This is a genomic window from Variovorax boronicumulans (genome assembly GCF_009811375.1).
Classification (GTDB): domain Bacteria; phylum Pseudomonadota; class Gammaproteobacteria; order Burkholderiales; family Burkholderiaceae_C; genus Variovorax; species Variovorax boronicumulans.
The window spans coordinates 1,088,132-1,105,538 of sequence record NZ_BKDH01000001.1; the positions used below are offsets into that span (position 1 = coordinate 1,088,132).

General features: G+C 67.8%; 11 protein-coding genes. 7 read left to right on the top strand and 4 right to left on the bottom strand.

Features of this window, described 5'->3' with window-relative positions:
• Positions 1–18 precede the first annotated feature (18 nt).
• On the top strand, positions 19–2,340 hold the full coding sequence (locus tag VHAB30_RS05135) for a heavy metal translocating P-type ATPase (RefSeq protein ID WP_159276049.1): 2,322 nt from the start codon (positions 19–21) through the stop codon (positions 2,338–2,340).
• 5 nt (positions 2,341–2,345) lie between these two features.
• On the opposite strand, the gene VHAB30_RS05140 is transcribed toward VHAB30_RS05135, so the two are convergent.
• A complete protein-coding gene (locus VHAB30_RS05140; protein WP_159270994.1) occupies positions 2,346–2,588 on the bottom strand; it encodes a hypothetical protein in 243 nt (80 codons plus the stop codon).
• A gap of 149 nt (positions 2,589–2,737) precedes the next feature.
• On the opposite strand from VHAB30_RS05140, the gene VHAB30_RS05145 reads away from it, so the two are divergent.
• Positions 2,738–3,991 (top strand): cation:proton antiporter, encoded by a 1,254-nt coding sequence (locus tag VHAB30_RS05145; RefSeq protein ID WP_070063158.1) that lies wholly within the window; start codon positions 2,738–2,740, stop codon positions 3,989–3,991.
• A 6-nt stretch (positions 3,992–3,997) separates the two neighbouring features.
• Here the strand turns inward: VHAB30_RS05145 and VHAB30_RS05150 are convergent, their stop codons facing one another.
• Complete coding sequence (locus tag VHAB30_RS05150; protein WP_159276050.1) at positions 3,998–5,326, bottom strand: heavy metal sensor histidine kinase; 1,329 nt, start codon at positions 5,324–5,326, stop codon at positions 3,998–4,000.
• A 97-nt stretch (positions 5,327–5,423) separates the two neighbouring features.
• Positions 5,424–6,101: a heavy metal response regulator transcription factor gene (locus VHAB30_RS05155; RefSeq protein ID WP_095746105.1), complete on the bottom strand. Its 678-nt coding sequence runs from the start codon at positions 6,099–6,101 to the stop codon at positions 5,424–5,426.
• A gap of 162 nt (positions 6,102–6,263) precedes the next feature.
• Between VHAB30_RS05155 and VHAB30_RS05160 the strand changes: the two genes are divergently transcribed.
• The 5 genes from VHAB30_RS05160 (at position 6,264) to VHAB30_RS05180 (ending at position 13,643) form a co-directional block, all read left to right on the top strand.
• The gene (locus VHAB30_RS05160; RefSeq protein ID WP_159276051.1) at positions 6,264–6,638 is read left to right on the top strand and encodes a hypothetical protein; all 375 of its coding nucleotides are present in this window, start codon (positions 6,264–6,266) and stop codon (positions 6,636–6,638) included.
• A gap of 104 nt (positions 6,639–6,742) precedes the next feature.
• Entirely contained in the window at positions 6,743–8,098 is a 1,356-nt protein-coding gene (locus VHAB30_RS05165; RefSeq protein ID WP_159276052.1) for a TolC family protein, read from the top strand.
• Between the two features lie 26 nt (positions 8,099–8,124).
• Positions 8,125–9,507 carry an efflux RND transporter periplasmic adaptor subunit gene (locus tag VHAB30_RS05170; RefSeq protein ID WP_159276053.1) on the top strand — a complete coding sequence of 461 codons (1,383 nt, stop codon included), beginning with the start codon at positions 8,125–8,127 and terminating at the stop codon, positions 9,505–9,507.
• Positions 9,508–9,517: 10 nt separating this feature from the next.
• The gene (locus tag VHAB30_RS05175) at positions 9,518–12,727 is read left to right on the top strand and encodes a CusA/CzcA family heavy metal efflux RND transporter (RefSeq protein ID WP_159276054.1); all 3,210 of its coding nucleotides are present in this window, start codon (positions 9,518–9,520) and stop codon (positions 12,725–12,727) included.
• A complete protein-coding gene (locus VHAB30_RS05180; RefSeq protein ID WP_159276055.1) occupies positions 12,717–13,643 on the top strand; it encodes a cation diffusion facilitator family transporter in 927 nt (308 codons plus the stop codon). Before VHAB30_RS05175 ends, VHAB30_RS05180 begins: the two co-directional genes overlap by 11 nt.
• A gap of 98 nt (positions 13,644–13,741) precedes the next feature.
• On the opposite strand, the gene VHAB30_RS05185 is transcribed toward VHAB30_RS05180, so the two are convergent.
• Positions 13,742–17,308, bottom strand: a complete 3,567-nt coding sequence (locus tag VHAB30_RS05185; RefSeq protein ID WP_159276056.1) for an Ig-like domain-containing protein — start codon at positions 17,306–17,308, stop codon at positions 13,742–13,744.
• Between the last annotated feature and the right edge of the window lie 99 nt (positions 17,309–17,407).

The following is a 17,407-nucleotide window of genomic DNA, read 5'->3' on the forward strand; positions in this document are numbered from 1 at the left end:
AGGGTTTCCAATGAATGCATGACGAATCAGACCACCCTGAATCAGCCGGTGCCACGCGCTGCGCCGCATGACCACGCCCATGACCACGGGCACAGCCACGGACATGACCACGCGCATGACCATGCACACGATCACGCCCCCGCCGCGCCGGCAACGGCCTGCTGCGGCAGCGCGGTGTGCGGCAGTGCCCCGGCATCGGCCGAGCCGGCCGATCTGCCGAAGGGCGCCGTGCTGTTTCGCATTCCCGCCATGGACTGCGCGGTCGAAGAGTCCGAGATCCGCCGCGCCCTCGAGCCCGTTGCGGGCGTGAAGGCCCTGCGCTTTCGCCTGAGCGAACGCACGCTGGCCCTCACCACCGAAGACGGTGCGCTGCCCGCCGCGCTCGACGCCATCCGCCAGGCCGGCTTCAAGCCCGAGCCGGTGGCATCGTCGACGGGGCAGAAGGCCGAGCCCGCGCGCTTTGCCGGCATGTCGACCGGCCTGGCGCGCCTCGTGGCCGCGCTGGTGCTGGCCATCGCGGCCGAGACCGTGTCCTTCCTCGCGTTCGACGGCGTGGGCTTCATGGCCGCCGAGATGGGGCTCGCGCTCGCGGCCATCGCGCTGGCCGGCCTGGACACCTACAAGAAGGGCTTCGCCGCGCTGGTGCGCGGGCGCCTCAACATCAATGCGCTGATGGCCGTCGCCGTCACGGGCGCCTTCATCATCGGCCAGTGGCCCGAGGCCGCGATGGTGATGGCGTTGTACGCCATCGCCGAGCTCATCGAGGCCCGCGCCGTCGACCGCGCGCGCAACGCCATCCAGAGCCTGCTCGCGCTCGCGCCCGAACAGGCCGAGGTGCGGCAGCCCGACGGCAGCTGGCAGACCGTGCGCGCCGACGCGGTGGCGCTCGACGCAGTGGCCCGCATCCGCCCCGGCGAGCGCGTGCCGCTGGACGGCGTGGTGCTCGAAGGCACCAGCGCCATCGACCAGGCCCCGGTCACGGGCGAGAGCATTCCGGTCGACAAGGCCGCGGGCGATGCGGTGTTCGCCGGCACCATCAACCAGACCGGCGCACTGGTGTTCCGCGTGACGGCCGTGGCCGCCAACACCACGCTCGCGCGCATCATCCACGCGGTCGAAGAGGCGCAGGGTTCGCGCGCGCCCACGCAGCGCTTCGTCGATCGGTTCGCCGCCATCTACACGCCGACCGTCTTCGTGCTGGCGCTGGCCATCGCGGTGCTCACGCCGTGGCTGCTGGGCTGGACCTGGGTGCAGGCCGTCTACAAGGCGCTGGTGCTGCTGGTCATCGCCTGCCCGTGCGCGCTGGTCATCTCCACGCCCGTGACGGTCGTGAGCGCGCTGGCCTCGGCCGCGCGGCGCGGCATCCTGATCAAGGGCGGCACCTACCTCGAAGAGGCGCGCAAGCTCAAGGCCGTGGCGCTCGACAAGACCGGCACCATCACCGAAGGCAAGCCCAAGCTGGTCGAGTCGGTGCTGATCGACAAGGCTGCGGGCGATGAAGGCGCGGTGTACGCGCTGGCCGCCAACATCGCGGGCCGTTCCGACCACCCGGTGTCGAAGGCCATCGCCCAAGGCCTGGGTGGGGCGGTCGAAGAGGTCGGCGACTTCACCGCGCTGCCCGGACGCGGCGTGCAGGCCACGCACGCCGGCCAGACCTACGTGCTGGGCAACCACCGGCTGATCGAGGAGCGCGGCCTGTGCTCGCCGGAACTCGAAGCCGAACTCAAGCGGCACGAGGAGGCCGGCCGTACCGTGACGCTGCTCGCGTCGGAAAAGTCGGTGCTGGCGCTGTTCGCAGTGGCCGACACCATCAAGCCCTCGTCGCAGGCCGCCGTGGCCGAGTTGCGCGCGCTGGGCGTGACGCCCGTCATGCTCACCGGCGACAACACCGCCACCGCGAAGACCATCGGCGCGCACGCCGGCATCGACGACGTGCGCGGCAACCTGCTGCCCGAAGAAAAGCTCGATGCCATCCAGGCGATGCAGCAACGCTACGGCGCCGTCGCGATGACCGGCGACGGCATCAACGACGCCCCGGCACTGGCCAAGGCCGACATCGGCTTCGCCATGGGCGGCGCGGGCACCGACACCGCGATGGAAGCGGCCGACGTGGTCATCATGAACGACGACCTGCGCCGCATCCCCGAGACCATCCGCCTGTCGCGCCGCTCGCATGCGGTGCTGTGGCAGAACATCACCCTCGCACTCGGCATCAAGGGCGTGTTCTTCGTGCTCGCGGTGTTCGGCAGCGCGACCATGTGGATGGCGGTGTTCGCCGACATGGGGGCGAGCCTGCTGGTGGTGGCGAACGGGCTGCGGCTGATGCGGACCGAAAAGTGAGCGCGCTACGTCCCGTTTCTTGAGGACGTGTCGGGCGGGGCCTGGCGGGCCTCGAGCGCGGCGGCGATGCGTTCGAGGTTGGCGTTCATGCGCCGCGTTTCGACGATGTGATCCGACAGATAGTGGCGCACCTCTTCGATGTACTGGCCTTGTTTCAGGCCCCCGCTGCGACGCATGAAGAAAATCCAGACGCCGATGAGCAGCAGCATGGGGCCCCAGCTGATGATGAGTTCTACAAAGGTTTGCATGTTTCTCCCGGAAGCGTGAGATGTGATGAAAGGGGCAATCGGCACGGGCCGCGGCGCAGGTTAGCGCAAGGTGGCCGGTTGCCGGCATCCCCAGCGCGTGGAACTCACTAACATCGAGCGAGTTCTTTCGCTCTCACGGTTTTCCGCCCATGTCCGTCACCACCCTCCTGCTGCAACTCGTCGTCATCCTCACCACCGCGCGCCTGTGCGGCTGGGTGCTGCGCCATGTGGGGCAGCCGAGCGTGGTGGGGGAGATGGCGGCGGGGCTGATGCTCGGGCCGGCGGTCATGGGGCTGCTGTTCCCGTCGCTGCATGCGCAGCTGTTCGCCAAGGAGTCGCTGCAGGGGCTGTCGTCGCTGGCGACGGTGGGGCTGGTGCTGTTCATGTTCGTGGTGGGCCTGGAGCTGCGGGCCACGCGCAACATGCGCGCGCAGCTGCAGGCGGCCGGCGCGGTGGGCGTGCTCAGCGTGCTGGTGCCGCTGGTGCTGGGCCTGGCGATCTCGCCGGCGCTGCATCCCACGCTCGCGCCGGCCGGCGTGGGCTTCTGGCCCTTCGCGCTGTTCATGGCGGCGGCGCTGTCGATCACGGCCTTCCCGGTGATGGCGCGCATCCTGAAAGACCGCGGCATGACGCGCACGCCCTTCGGCCAGCTCTCGCTGAGCGCGGCGGCAGTGGTCGATGTGTTCGCGTGGATCCTGCTGGCCTTCGTGGTCGCGCTGGTGGGCACCAGCGACGGCTACGCGGGCCTGATCAAGATCACGGTCGGCGTGGTGGTGATGCTCACGGTGCTGTTCCTCGGGCTGAAGCCGGCCTTTGCGTGGCTGCTGCGCGTGAAGGCACCCGACGGCGAGCCGTCGACCACGCTGATGGCCGCGCTGATGATCGGCCTGCTGGTCACGGCGCTGCTGACCGAATGGCTGCACCTGCACGCGGTGTTCGGCGCCTTCCTGTTCGGCGCCTGCCTGCCGCGCGACGACCGCCTGCTGCGCTCGCTGAGCGAGCGCATCGAGCCGATCTCCATCGTGGTGCTGATGCCGCTGTTCTTCGCGCTCGCGGGGCTGGGCACCACGGCCAACGCGTTCTCGGGCGCCAGCCTGGGCGCGATGCTGCTGATCGTGGGCGTGGCCACCGTGGGCAAGATCGCGGGCGGCGCGGCCGGTGCGCGCATTGCCGGCTACAGCTGGCGCGACAGCCTGGCCACCGGCTCGCTCATGAACGCGCGCGGGCTGATGGAGCTCATCGTCATCAAGATCGGCCTGGACGTCGGCCTGATCGGCCCCGAGCTCTTCACGATGCTGCTGGTGATGGCGCTGGCCACCACCGCGATGACCGGGCCGCTGATGACGCTGTGCGTGGGCCGCAAGCCGAAGCCCGCCGAGACGGCGGCGCACGCCGAGCCCTGAAGCCCTTCAGCTGCTGCGGCGCACGCTGAACCCGATGCGCGTCTCGCCGCCCTGGCTCGACGCGAACACCTGTCCGCCGTGCATGCGCGCGATCGCCTCGACGATCGACAGGCCCAGCCCGTGGTGGCGCGTGGAGCCGTCGCGCGCCTGGGCCGCGCGGTAGAAGCGCTCGAACAGGCGCGGCAGGGCCTCGGGATCGATGGGCGCGCCGCGGTTGATCACGGCGATGGTGTGGTGCTCTCCGCCAGGGGCGGCCGCAATCTCGATGCGCAGCGTCGAGGCCGGTTCGGCAAAGCGGATCGCATTGCCCAGCAGGTTGAAGAGGGCGCGCCGGATCAGCCCCGCGTCCACCTCGGCCACGGCCTCGCCGTGCACCTCGGCACGCAGGCCGGCCTCGTCGAGCATGGCGTCGTAGAAGTCGATCACGTCGCGCGCCTGCTCCGCCAGGCTCACCGGGGCCATCGAGCGCGCCGAGGTGCCGCGGTCGGCCTTCGAAAGAAACAGCATGTCGGTCACGATGCCCGACAGCCGCCCCATCTCCTCGAGGTTGGAGGCCAGCACGGCCTGCAGCTCCTCGTTGCTGCGCGGGCGCGTGAGCGCCACCTCGGTCGAGCCGAGCAGGTTGGCCAGCGGCGTGCGCAGCTCGTGCGCCACGTCGGCGTTGAACGACTCCAGCTGCACGTAGGCGCGCTGCACCCGCGCCAGCAGCGCGTTGAACTGCGTGATCCAGGGCCGAAGCTCCTGCGCGAAGGCGCCGGGGTCGATCGACTGGTGGACGTGGTCGGGCGTGATGGCCGCGGTGCGCTCGGCCAGCGCCTTCAGCGGCCGCAGCCCGCGCCGCACCAGCCACATGCCGGTGAGCGACACAAGCGCCGTGCCCAGCACCACCGCGCCCAGCAGCGTCCAGGCCAGGCGTTCGAGCAGCCGGGAGTCCTGCGCGATGTTCACGCCGACCTGCACCGACAGGTCGGTGTGGAAGTCGCCGTTCTGCCAGGGCACGACGATGGCGCGCCGCAGCCAGCGGCCCTGCGGCGGCGGCGTGGACTGGAACAGCGGCTTGCCGGCGTTGGCGATCGACAAGGTCACGTCGTCCTGCATCGAGAAGAAGTCGTCGAGCTTGTGGCGCAGAAAGACGAGGTCGCCGCCTTTCTCGGCCTCCTTGAGCAGGTGCTCGACGAGCACCGTCTTCTGGTCGAGCGCGTCGCGCTGCTTGGCGCCGAAGCTCCAGGCGGTCACGAGGTAGATGGCCAGGCAGATGATGCTCAGGCCGGACAGCGTCTGCGCGGCGAACCAGAACGAGAGCCGGCTCTGTATTGAATGTGGTTTTGTCTTCATTCGCGACATACCGCGGAACCGGCTTTGCCGGGCCGCTGGTATGGCCCCCTGCAAGGGGGTTGGCGGCCACACGAAGTGGGCAAGCCTGGGGGTGTACTCATACCCAGGAGCGGTCTTCCAGGACGTAGCCCATGCCGCGAACGGTGTGCAGCAGCTTCACGTCGAAGGGGTCGTCGATCTTGCTGCGCAGGCGGCGGATCGCCACCTCGACCACGTTGGTGTCGCTGTCGAAGTTCATGTCCCACACCTGCTCGGCGAGCGTGGAGCGCGACAGAATCTGCCCGCGCCGGCGCAGCAGCACCACCAGCAGCGTGAACTCCTTGGCCGTGAGGTCCAGCCGCGTGCGGTTGCGCATGCACTTGCGGCTCACCAGGTCCAGCTCCAGGTCGGCCAGGCGCAGCACGGTGGGCTCCTGCGTCTTGCCGCGCCGCAGCAGCGCCTGCACGCGCGCCAGCAGCTCCGAGAAGGAGAAGGGCTTCACCAGGTAGTCGTCGGCGCCTTGCTGCAGGCCCTGCACGCGGTCTTCGACCTTGTCGCGCGCGGTGAGCACCAGCACGGGCACGTTCTTCGTGCGGCGAATGGCCTGCAGCACGGCAAAGCCGTCGATGCCCGGCAGCATCACGTCCAGCAGCACGAGCGCGTAGTCGCCCTCGGTGGCGAGGTAGCGGCCTTCGATGCCATCGCGGGCGATGTCGACCACGTAGCCGTTCTCTTCCAGCCCCTTTTTCAGGTAATCGCCCAGTTTGGGTTCGTCTTCGATGACAAGAATTCGCATGGTACGGATCGTACCCAAGGCCTTTCGAGACGCTGGTTACGATTTAGTAATCCTATTGAAGGACAAAGCGCCGACACGCTGTCGTACAGTGGGCCGGGCCCTCGGTTCGCAGGGCTTTTCTTGGTCGGCGCGCCACGCCCCGTCGATATACTTTTGTCAACAATGCGCCGCTGGCTCCTGATTTTCCTGCTGTTTCTCCTGCCTTTCCAGTACAGCTGGGCGGTGTCGGCCGCCTATTGCCTGCACGAAGGCGACAAGGGCAGCGGCCACTGGGGCCACCACGAGGACGAGCCGCGCGGCACCGACCGCACCCACGCGGGCGACGGCGCCAAGAAGGACAGCACCCGCCAGCCCAACGCGGCGGTCGGCCATTGCATCGTTGCCCACTTCGGGCAGGCCCAGCATGCGGACACCGCTGCCGCGCTGCCGGCCCAGGCGCCCGTGGCTTCGCAGCCGCTGCGCGCCGCTTCCACCGAACGCTTCGCCTCGCACATCGCCGAAGTGCCGGTGCGCCCTGACTGGTTGCTCGCCGCTTGATTCGGCGAGAGCACAGCACCTTTTCTTTTTTCTGATCCCACCGATCCGCTGAGCGCTTTTCGCCGAATTCGTCCGTCCGTTGTTTCGCAACCCAGGAGAATTCGATGCGCACGCTTTTCGTGCCGCTGGCCGTGTTGGCCTTGGCGGTACCCCCGGCCTTTTCACAGCAGACCCCGCAGGCGGCCGGTCCTTCGTCGTCCCTGTCGGCACCCGCCCGCACGCTGGAGCCCGAAGGCCCGCTGACCCTGCGCACCGCCGTCGCGCTGGCGCTGCAGGCCAACCCGGGCCTGTCGGCCGCGCGCCATGAGCAGGCTGCCGCCGATGGCGCCGTGGTGCAGGCCGGCGCCTGGCCCAACCCCACGCTCGACACGCAGCTGGAAGACCTGCGCCGCAACAACCGCACGACCACGCTGCAGCTGAGCCAGCCCCTCGAGTTGGGTGGCAAGCGCGCCGCGCGCGTCACCGCAGCCGAGCGTGCGCGCGACCAGGCGGTGTCGGCGCTGTCGGCGCGGCGCGCCGAACTGCGTGCTTCGGCTGTCACTGCCTTCTTCGATGTGCTGACCGCGCAGGAGCGCCTGCGCCTGGCGCAAGACTCGGTGGGGCTCGCGCAGATCGCCACCCGCGCTGCGGCCAACCGCGTGGCGGCGGGCAAGGTGTCGCCGCTCGAAGAAACCAAGGCGCGCGTGGCCGAGGCCGGCATCCGCGTCGAACTGCTGCAGGCCGAGGGCACGCTGCGCGCGTCGCGCCAGCTGCTGGCCGCGCTGTGGGGCAACCCGGCGCCGCGCTTCACGCAGGTGGACGGCGCGGTCGACCAGCTGCCGGCCCAGGCCGCCGCGCCCGAGGTGGCGCGCCGCCTGCCCGATGCGCCCGTGCTGCGCCAGGCCCGCCTCGAGGTCGAGCGCCGCCGCGCGCTCAGCGACCTGGAGCAGGCCAAGCGCATTCCCGACGTGACCGTGTCGCTCGGCGTCAAGCGCGTGCCCGCGTCCGAAGGCGAGGGCGGCGAGGCCGTGAGCAGCAGCCGGCGCAACCAGGTGGTGGTGGGCCTGTCGGTGCCACTGCCGATCTTCGACACCAACCGCGGCAACATCGCCGAAGCACTGAGCCGCGAAGACAAGGCGCGCGACGAGCTCGCCGCCGCCGAGCTGCAACTGGGCGCCGACGTGGCCCAGGCCAGCGAGCGCCTGCGCTCGGCGCGCGCCACCGCCGAGACGCTGCAGCGCGACGCACTGCCCGGTGCCGAGACCGCCTACCGCGCCGCCACCAAGGGCTTCGAGCTGGGCAAGTTCAGCTTTCTCGAGGCGCTCGACGCGCAGCGCACGCTGTTCCAGGTGCGCAACCAGTACCTCGTCGCGCTGGCCGAGGCGCACCGCGCGGCCGGTGAACTCGACCGCCTGCTGGGCACGGAGGGCGACGACATCGCCTCGAACGCGACGCCGAACCTCACGCCAGTCGCGCGCTGAAGAAGAACACCGAACCGATTCCGACCATGACCACACCACACAACCGCACCACGTCCGCCGGCCGCAAGCAGTGGATCGCCATTGCCGCCGTCCTGCTCGCCGGCCTCGTCGCCGGCGCGCTCATCCTGCGCACCGCGCCGTCCAAGCCCGAGGCGGGCGGGCACTCGGAGTCCGCCGGCCATGCCGACGGTGAGCACCACGAGGAAGACAAGAGCCACGCCAAGGGCAAGGAAGACGACCACGGCCATTCGCATGACGAAGGCCATGGCGACAAGGAACACCACACGGAAGAAGGCAAGGACGCGGGCAAAGAGCCCGGCAAGGAAGCGCCTGCAACCGCAGAGCCGCAGAAGGCCGCCGCCAACGCCCACAAGGAAGACGAAGAAAAGATCCCCTTCACCGACGAGCAGGTCAAGGCCGCCGGCATCGCCATCGACAGCGTCGGCCCGGCGCGCATCAAGACGTCGCTGCAGCTGCCCGGCGAGATCAAGTTCAACGAAGACCGCACGGCCCACGTGGTGCCGCGCGTGGCGGGCGTGGTCGACAGCGTGTCGGCCAACCTCGGCCAGGAAGTCAAGCGCGGCCAGGTGCTGGCCGTGATCTCCAGCCCCGCGCTCTCGGAGCAGCGCAGCGAGCTGCAGACCGCGCAGCGCCGGCTGGCGCTGGCACGCACCACCCACGACCGCGAGAAGAAGCTGTGGGAAGAAAAGATCTCGCCGCAGCAAGACTTCCTGCAGGCCGAGCAGGCCATGCAAGAGGCGCAGATCGCCGTGGCCAACGCCAACCAGAAGCTGCTGGCGCTGGGCGCCACGCCCGGCTCGTCGGCACTGGGCCGCTACGAGCTGCGCGCACCCTTCGACGGCATGGTGGTCGAGAAGCACATCTCGCTGGGCGAATCGGTGGGCGAGGCGGTCAACGTGTTCACCATTTCCGACCTCTCCACCGTGTGGGCCGAGATCAGCGTGCCCGCCAGCAGCCTGAACCTCGTGCGCGTCGGCGAGGCCGTGACCATCCGCGCCGGTTCCTTCGAGCAGGCCGCGCGCGGCACCGTGTCGTACGTGGGCTCGCTGCTGGGGGCGCAGACGCGCACCGCCACCGCGCGCGTCACGCTCACCAACCCGCAGCGCACCTGGCGCCCGGGCCTGTTCGTGAACGTGGAGCTGGTGGCATCGGAGGCCGATGCACCCGTCACCGTGTCGGCCGAAGCGGTGCAGACCGTGGACGACCAGCCCACCGTATTCCTGCGCGTGCCCGGCGGCTTTGTGCCGCAGCACGTGAAGACCGGCCGCAGCGACGGCCAGCGCATCGAGATCGTGGGCGGCCTGAAGCCGGGCGCGGCCTATGCGGCCAGCGGCAGCTTCGTCGTGAAGTCGCAGCAGGGCAAGAGCTCGGCCACGCACACCCACTGAGGACGACCGCATGTTCGAACGCATCATCCGCTTCTCCATCGAGCAGCGCTGGCTGATCCTGCTGGCCGTGCTCGGCATGGCGGCGCTCGGCGTCTTCAGCTACCAGAAGCTGCCGATCGACGCCGTGCCCGACATCACCAACGTGCAGGTGCAGATCAACACGTCCGCGCCCGGCTACTCGCCGCTCGAAGCCGAGCAGCGCGTCACGTACCCCATCGAGACCGTCATGGCCGGCCTGCCGGGCCTGCAGCAGACGCGCTCGCTGTCGCGCTACGGCCTGTCGCAGGTCACGGTGATCTTCAAGGACGGCACCGACATCTACTTTGCGCGCCAGCTCGTCAACGAGCGCATCCAGTCGGCGCGCGAAAGCATGCCGCCCGGCGTGTCGCCGGTGATCGGGCCCATCTCGACCGGCCTGGGCGAGATCTACCTGTGGACCGTCGAGACCGAGGAGGGCGCGAAGAAGGCCGACGGCAAGCCCTACACGCCGACCGACCTGCGCGAGATTCAAGACTGGATCATCAAGCCGCAGCTGCGCAACGTGCCGGGCGTGACCGAGATCAACTCCATCGGCGGCTACGCCAAGGAGTTCCAGATCGCGCCCGACCCCGCGAAGCTGCTCGCGCACGGCCTCACGATGACCGACCTGGTCACCGCGCTGGAGCGCAACAACGCCAACGTGGGCGCGGGCTACATCGAGAAGCGCGGCGAGCAGTACCTCATTCGCGCGCCGGGGCAGGTGAAGTCGGTGGAAGACATCGGCAACGTGATCCTGGGCAACGCCGGCGGCATTCCGCTGCGCGTGTCCGACGTGGCCGAGGTCGGCATCGGCCAGGAGCTGCGCACCGGCGCCGCCACCGACAACGGCCGCGAGGTGGTGCTGGGCACGGTGTTCATGCTCATCGGCGAGAACAGCCGCACCGTTTCGCAGGCGGTCGACAAGAAGATGCAGGAGATCAACCGCACGCTGCCCGCGGGCGTGAAGGCCGTGACGGTGTACGACCGCACGGTGCTGGTTGACAAGGCCATCGCCACCGTGAAGAAGAACCTCTTCGAGGGCGCGGTGCTGGTGGTGGCCATCCTGTTCCTGTTTCTGGGCAACATCCGCGCGGCCATCATCACCGCCACCGTGATCCCGCTGTCGATGCTCTTCACCTTCACCGGCATGGTGAACCAGAAGGTCAGCGCCAACCTCATGAGCCTGGGCGCGCTCGACTTCGGCATCATCATCGACGGCGCGGTGGTGATCGTGGAGAACTGCGTGCGGCGCCTGGCGCATGCGCAGGAGAAACACGGCAGGGCGCTCACGCGCAGCGAGCGTTTCCATGAGGTGTTCGCGGCCTCGCAGGAGGCGCGCCGGCCGCTGCTGTTCGGCCAGCTGATCATCATGATCGTGTACCTGCCGATCTTTGCGCTCACCGGCGTCGAGGGCAAGCTGTTCCACCCGATGGCCTTCACCGTGGTGATCGCGCTCTTGGGCGCAATGATTTTGTCGATCACCTTCATCCCGGCCGCCGTGGCGCTGTTCATCGGCAACAAGGTCGCCGAGAAGGAAAACCGCCTCATGCTGTGGGCCAAGCGCGGCTACGCGCCGCTGCTGTCGCGCGCGATGAACGCCAAGCCGCTGGTCATCACCACGGCGGTGGTGGCCGTGGTGCTTTCGGGCCTGCTGGCCACGCGCCTGGGCACCGAGTTCGTGCCCAGCCTGAGCGAGGGCGACTTCGCCATCCAGGCGCTGCGCATCCCGGGCACCAGCCTCACGCAGTCGGTCGAGATGCAAAAGCAGCTCGAGCGCACGCTGAAAGACAAGTTCCCCGAGATCGAGCGCGTGTTCGCGCGCACCGGCACGGCCGAGATCGCGTCCGACCCCATGCCGCCGAACATCTCCGACGGCTACATCATGCTCAAGCCCGAGAGCGAATGGCCCAAGCCCAGGCGCACGCGGCCCGAGCTGCTGGCCGCCGTGCAGGAGGAGGTCGAGAAGTTGCCGGGCAACAACTACGAGTTCTCGCAACCGATCCAGCTGCGCTTCAACGAACTGATCTCGGGCGTGCGCAGCGACGTGGCCGTGAAGATCTTCGGCGACGACATGGACGTGCTCAACCAGACCGCCGGGCAGGTGTCGAACGCGCTGGGCAAGGTGCCCGGCGCCGCCGAGGTGAAGGTGGAGCAGACCACCGGCCTGCCCATGCTCACCGTGAACATCGACCGCCAGAAGACCGCGCGCTACGGCCTGAACGTGGGCGACGTGCAGGACGCCATTTCGACCGCCGTGGGCGGGCGCGAGGCCGGCACGCTGTTCGACGGCGACCGCCGCTTCGACATCCTCGTGCGCCTGCCCGAGACCCTGCGCACCGACCTGGACGCCATCCGCCGGCTGCCGATCGCATTGCCGAAGGGCGCGGGCGGCGAGGGCTTGCGCACCAGCTTCATCCCCTTGGGCGAGGTGGCCACGCTCGACCTCGCGCCCGGCCCCAACCAGGTCAGCCGCGAAGACGGCAAGCGCCGCATCGTGGTGAGTGCCAACGTGCGCGGGCGCGACCTCGGCTCCTTCGTGGCCGAGGCCGAAGAGGCCATGCGCGCCGTGCGCATTCCGCCGGGCTACTGGACCGTGTGGGGCGGCCAGTACGAGAACCTGGCCTCGGCCACGCAGCGCCTGCAGGTGGTGGTGCCCGTGTCGCTGCTGCTGGTGTTCACGCTGCTGTTCGCGATGTTCGGCAACCTGAAGGACGGGCTGCTGGTGTTCACCGGCATTCCGTTCGCGCTCACGGGCGGCATCGTCGCGCTGTGGCTGCGCGGCATTCCGCTGTCGATCTCGGCGGCCGTGGGCTTCATTGCGCTGTCGGGCGTGGCCGTGCTCAACGGGCTGGTGATGATCTCGTTCATCCGCAACCTGCGCGAGGGCGGCCTGCCGCTGGACGAAGCGATTCGCGAAGGCGCGCTCACGCGGCTGCGCCCCGTGCTCATGACCGCGCTGGTGGCCTCGCTGGGCTTCGTGCCCATGGCCATCGCCACCGGCACCGGCGCCGAAGTGCAGCGCCCGCTGGCCACCGTGGTCATCGGCGGTATCCTGTCGTCGACCGCGCTGACGCTGCTGGTGTTGCCGCTGCTGTACCGCATCGCGCACCGGCGCGATGAAGACGAGGTGCAGGAAGCCAACGCAGAGCAGCAACACGGCGCACCTCTCGACCCCGCACTGCAAGGTTCCCATGGCCCATGAGCATTCACACGCCACAGCCGTTGCTGGTGGCAACGAGAAGGCGCTGCGCTGGGCGCTGGCGCTGACCTCGACCTACCTCGTCGCCGAGGTGATCGGCGGGCTGGTGTCGGGCAGCCTGGCGCTGCTGTCCGACGCGGCCCACATGGCCACCGACACCGTGGCGCTGGCCATCTCGCTGGCCGCCATCTGGCTGGGCAAGCGGCCGGCGGACAAGCGCCGCACCTTCGGCTACTACCGCTTCGAGATCCTGGCGGCCGTGGTCAATGCGGTGCTGCTGTTCTTCGTGGCGATCTACGTGCTCTACGAGGCGTACCGGCGCATTTCGCAGCCGGCCGAGATCCAGTCGACCATGATGCTGCTCGTGGCCATCGGCGGCCTGGTGGTCAACCTCATCGGCATGCGCCTGCTGGCCAGCGGCAAGGACGAGAGCCTCAACGTGAAGGGCGCCTACCTCGAAGTGTGGGCCGACATGCTCGGCTCGGTCGGCGTGATCGTGGGTGCGCTCGTCATCCGTTTCACCGGCTGGGCCTGGGTCGACTCGGTGATTGCCGTCGCCATCGGCCTGTGGGTGCTGCCGCGCACCTGGCGCCTCTTGCGCGAGAGCCTCAACGTGCTGCTCGAAGGCGTGCCCGACGACGTCGACCTGCCCGAGGTCGAGCGCGCGCTGCAGGCGCAGCCGGGCGTGGCAGGCCTGCACGACCTGCATGTGTGGGCACTGTCCAGCGGCAAGGTGAGCCTGAGCGTGCACGTGGTGTGCACGCCCGATGTGGTCGACCTGGCGCCGCTGATGTTGCAGCTGCGCGGCCTGCTGGCCGAGAAGTTCGACATCCACCACTCGACCGTGCAGGTGGAGCGGGTGCCTTGCGAGCAGGCGGGGGAGACCCATGGGTTCGGGCCTGCGGTGACGGCGGGCTGACGCAAGGGCGGGGCACAACAAAAAACGCGACAGTCGCACGGGGCAACTGTCGCGTCGGGGGCGGCGCCGATGGGGCGCTGCATGGCCTGCCTGCAGGCTTAGAGGATGGTCACGTGGACCTTGTCTTCGACCAGCAGCTCGGCGGTGCCGGCGAGGTTGGTGTAGACGCTGTACGTCACACCGCCCACCGTGGCGTTGCCGCCCTGGGTCCAGCTGTCGTCGCCGCCCAGCAGGTTCACATCACCGTTGGCGCCGTTGACCAGCATCTGCACCTTGCCGTCGGCCACGACCATGTCGCGTGCGCCACCGGCCAGCACGTCGCTGGCGTGCAGTGCCAGCGTGTTGCCGCCGGCGCCCAGGTCGAACTTCTCGAAGCCCTGCACCTTCGCCCCGAGGGCCGACAGGTCGATGTGCATGGCTTTGCCGTCCATGACGAGCGTGTCGATGCCCAGGCCGCCGTCGAGGTGCGCGAAGTCGCCGCTGTTGATGCGAACCGTGTCGTCGCCCGCGCCGCCGTGCACCGTGTCGCCCGTGCCGACCTTCGTGAAGGTGTCGTTGCCGGCGCCGCCTTCGAGGCGGTCGGCGTAGCCGAGCCTGGCGATGAGCGTGTCGTCGCTGTCGGTCCAGGTCATCGTTGCGTGGTCGAGTACATAGGCTTCGAGTTCCGGTTCGATGTGGAACGTGCCGGCGCCTGCGTTCTGCAGCGTGACCGTCACGCCCTGCTGCACGAGCAAGTCGGCCTTGAAGCCCGAGTGCTGGTACACCTCGTAGACCACGCCCCACACCGAGATGTTGGCCTGCTTGACCCAATCGCCTGCGTCTGTACCGTTGGGCAGCACGTCGGACAGCGTCACCGCATCACCGGCATTGCCCTTGACCACCATCTGCACGCGACCGTTCTCCATGAACTGGTTCATGGCACCGTTTTCCATCACGTCGGCCAGCGACAGCTTGAGCGTGTTGTTGCCCGAACCGGTGAGGTCGATGATTTCGACGGAGCTGACTTTGCCAGCGAGCGCGGTCAGGTCCAGCGTCTGGTTGGAGCCGGTCAGCTTGAGCGTGTCGGTGCCGCCGTTGCCGGAGATCGCCGAATCGGCCAGGTGCTTGACGTCGGTGACGACGAATTCGTTGTTGTCCGAGCCGCCATGCAGCGTGCCCACCGATCCTTCGGTCAGCGTCTGTCGCTGCGCGGGATTCGAGCCCGTGTCGACGCCGCTCCAGCTCAGGTCGCCGATCAGGATGGCGTCGTTGACCCCCGGCGCCGTTCCGCTGTCCTGGCCGTACACCTTGATGTAGGAAATGGGGGTGTTCGACGAGAAGCCGATCTTGGCCATGCCGGCCGACGAATCCGGGTGGGCGACCATGTTCTTCGTGCCCAGCAAGACGCCTTCTGCCGAATAGAACTCGACCTTGCCGTAAGGTGCTCCGTGCGTGTTCCCATATTCGATCTCCACCGATTTGGCGGGCGCGGGAATCTTGAAGCTCGCGATGCCTTGAGACGAGAGGTACAGGCTGGAGTAATTGGAAGGCTCCACGAACCCTTGAATCATCTCAATCTTGACGCCGGCGGTGGTCGTGTGCGATGCACCGGCATTGATTTTGCTCAGATTGTCGAAAGAATCTTTTCCTTGGAGGCGAGATGACGTGTATTGCGACACATTGCCTGCAGGGTCGACGATGGCTGCCGAGATATTGGATTCGTTCAATGGCACCGAGCCTGACTGGATGTCATCAAGCACATGGTGGTAATCAACATCTGTGATGATGCGTATTACGAAATGACTGATTTTTGCCCCGGCAGGTGCCTCAAAAGAAACTTTTTTATTGCGAATATTGGAAGATAGAAGATCAATTTCAACGCGGCCAATTAATTTTTCGGATGCATCATAAAATAGAGCTTCCGCAACCGTTGTTCCAGCGAAGGTAAAGGAAACATATTCTTTTTGGCTTGAGAATTTGAATTTTGTCGAGTCTCCGTTTTGTCCGCTGCCAATTAAAAGGGCTCGTCCCGAAACTCCCAGAGAGCTTGCGTATTCGCCATAAAAATCGGCGCCTATAGTCCCCGTGGCTGAGGTTATCGTCAATTCGCCAAAAGTTCTATTTTTTTCCACCGCACTGGTTGAAATGCCTTCGAAATTGATTTTCGAAAAAGATCCGGGATCCGAAATGAACACCTTGCCGGCGGCAATATCCGCAGCGGTCAGTGCGTAGTCGAAGTGATCGCCACGCAGCATCAGGCTGAGCTTGTGGCCCACAGCCACGCTCGCCGCATCGAATCGAACCTCCACGCCACCATTGACCAGTGCCATTTGGATCGGCGCTGCAGGTGCGACGGTGTCCAACGTCATCGCCTGCGATTGCGCCGGGCCTGCATTGCCAGCCTCGTCCACCACGCGCGTCTGCACGGTCCAACTGTCGGTATGGCTGTTGTCGTCCTGCGCACTCCAGCGGTCGCCGAACACGAAAGCGGCCTTCCAGGTCTGGCCGCCGTCGGACGACACCTGCAGCGTCTCGCCCGCGCCCAGAGCGGCCGACAACTTGCCCTGCAGCAGCCGCCCGGCGCCGCCGTCGTTGGTCAGGTAGTCGTCGACGTCGAAGCCGCTGTCCTTGCCGATGTCGGTGACGGTGGCGGTCTGCGTCGGGGGAGTGGTGTCGACCACGAAGTTCCAGGCGTCGCTGGCATCGCTGGTCTGGCCCACGGGGCTGGTCGACGTAGCGGTGATGCCGTGTGCGCCGTCAGTCAGATTGGTCCGGGGCGTGAAGCTCCACTTGCCGCTCTCATCGGCCACGGTCTGGCCCAGGTAGGTGGCGCCGTCGTAGAACTTGACCGTGTGGTTCGCCTGCGCCGTGCCGGCAAGGGCCGGCCTCGCATCGTTGGTGGCTTCACCTTGCCGCAGCATGTGCGGCTCGCCCACGTCGTCGAGCACGCTGTCGATCACAGGCGCGTTCGGCTTGTCGGTGTTGACGGTGACCTTGTAGCGCCCGGTCGGCATGGTCTCATTGCCGGCGGCGTCGCGCTCCACGAGCATGAAGGTGTTCAGGCCTGCGGCCAGCGGGGTGTCGACCTGGAAGGTCCACTGACCGTTTTCGCCGATGGTGGCCAGGCCCAGCTCATGGGTGCCGGTGGCGTCTTTCACCATCACGGTGACGGTGTGGCCGGGCGTGCCGTTGCTGATGCCGCTGAGCAGCGGACGCGTTTCATCGGTGGTGCCGCCCGAGATCACGTTGCCCGTGACCCCGCCCACGTTGTCCGTGAAGCCGCTGACGTTCAGTCGGCTGGCATCGGGCGGGGTGACGTCGATCTCGAAGTTGAACGCGGGCGAGGGCGGGCTCTCGTTGCCGCTCTCGTCGCGCGTGACGATGGTGATGGCGTGCTGGCCTTCGAGCAGGTCGGTCGAGGGCGTGAAGGTCCAGGCGCCGTGCTCGTCCACTTCGGTCGTGCCGATCTCGGTGCCGTTGTCGCGGATGACGATGGTGTCGCCCGGCGTGCCCCGGCCGCCAAATTCGGGCTGGCGGTCGTCGGTGACGCCGCCGTGGGCGATGCTGCCCAGGATGTCGCCGGCGTCGTCGGCGGCGCTGCCCACATGAAGAGGCGGGGGCGCAAAGGTCGATGCGAGGTCGATGTTCTGGAAAGGGGCGACGCTGTTCGTCTGCTCGGAGGCCATGGAATTCCTGTGCTCTGAAATGAAGAAACCAGACCGCATCGGCATGCGAGCGAACGCAATCCGATCGTGGGGTCTGGTGGGGTAGGGCACTCTAGAAAG

Coding starts and splice junctions, on each gene's coding strand:
- VHAB30_RS05160 (WP_159276051.1), top strand. CDS start 6,264: ATGCGCCGCTGGCTCCTGATTTTCCTGCTGTTTCTCCTGCCTTTCCAG.
- VHAB30_RS05185 (WP_159276056.1), bottom strand. CDS start 17,308: ATGGCCTCCGAGCAGACGAACAGCGTCGCCCCTTTCCAGAACATCGAC.
- VHAB30_RS05150 (WP_159276050.1), bottom strand. CDS start 5,326: ATGAAGACAAAACCACATTCAATACAGAGCCGGCTCTCGTTCTGGTTC.
- VHAB30_RS05180 (WP_159276055.1), top strand. CDS start 12,717: ATGGCCCATGAGCATTCACACGCCACAGCCGTTGCTGGTGGCAACGAG.
- VHAB30_RS05140 (WP_159270994.1), bottom strand. CDS start 2,588: ATGCAAACCTTTGTAGAACTCATCATCAGCTGGGGCCCCATGCTGCTG.
- VHAB30_RS05165 (WP_159276052.1), top strand. CDS start 6,743: ATGCGCACGCTTTTCGTGCCGCTGGCCGTGTTGGCCTTGGCGGTACCC.
- VHAB30_RS05175 (WP_159276054.1), top strand. CDS start 9,518: ATGTTCGAACGCATCATCCGCTTCTCCATCGAGCAGCGCTGGCTGATC.
- VHAB30_RS05145 (WP_070063158.1), top strand. CDS start 2,738: ATGTCCGTCACCACCCTCCTGCTGCAACTCGTCGTCATCCTCACCACC.
- VHAB30_RS05155 (WP_095746105.1), bottom strand. CDS start 6,101: ATGCGAATTCTTGTCATCGAAGACGAACCCAAACTGGGCGATTACCTG.
- VHAB30_RS05135 (WP_159276049.1), top strand. CDS start 19: ATGACGAATCAGACCACCCTGAATCAGCCGGTGCCACGCGCTGCGCCG.
- VHAB30_RS05170 (WP_159276053.1), top strand. CDS start 8,125: ATGACCACACCACACAACCGCACCACGTCCGCCGGCCGCAAGCAGTGG.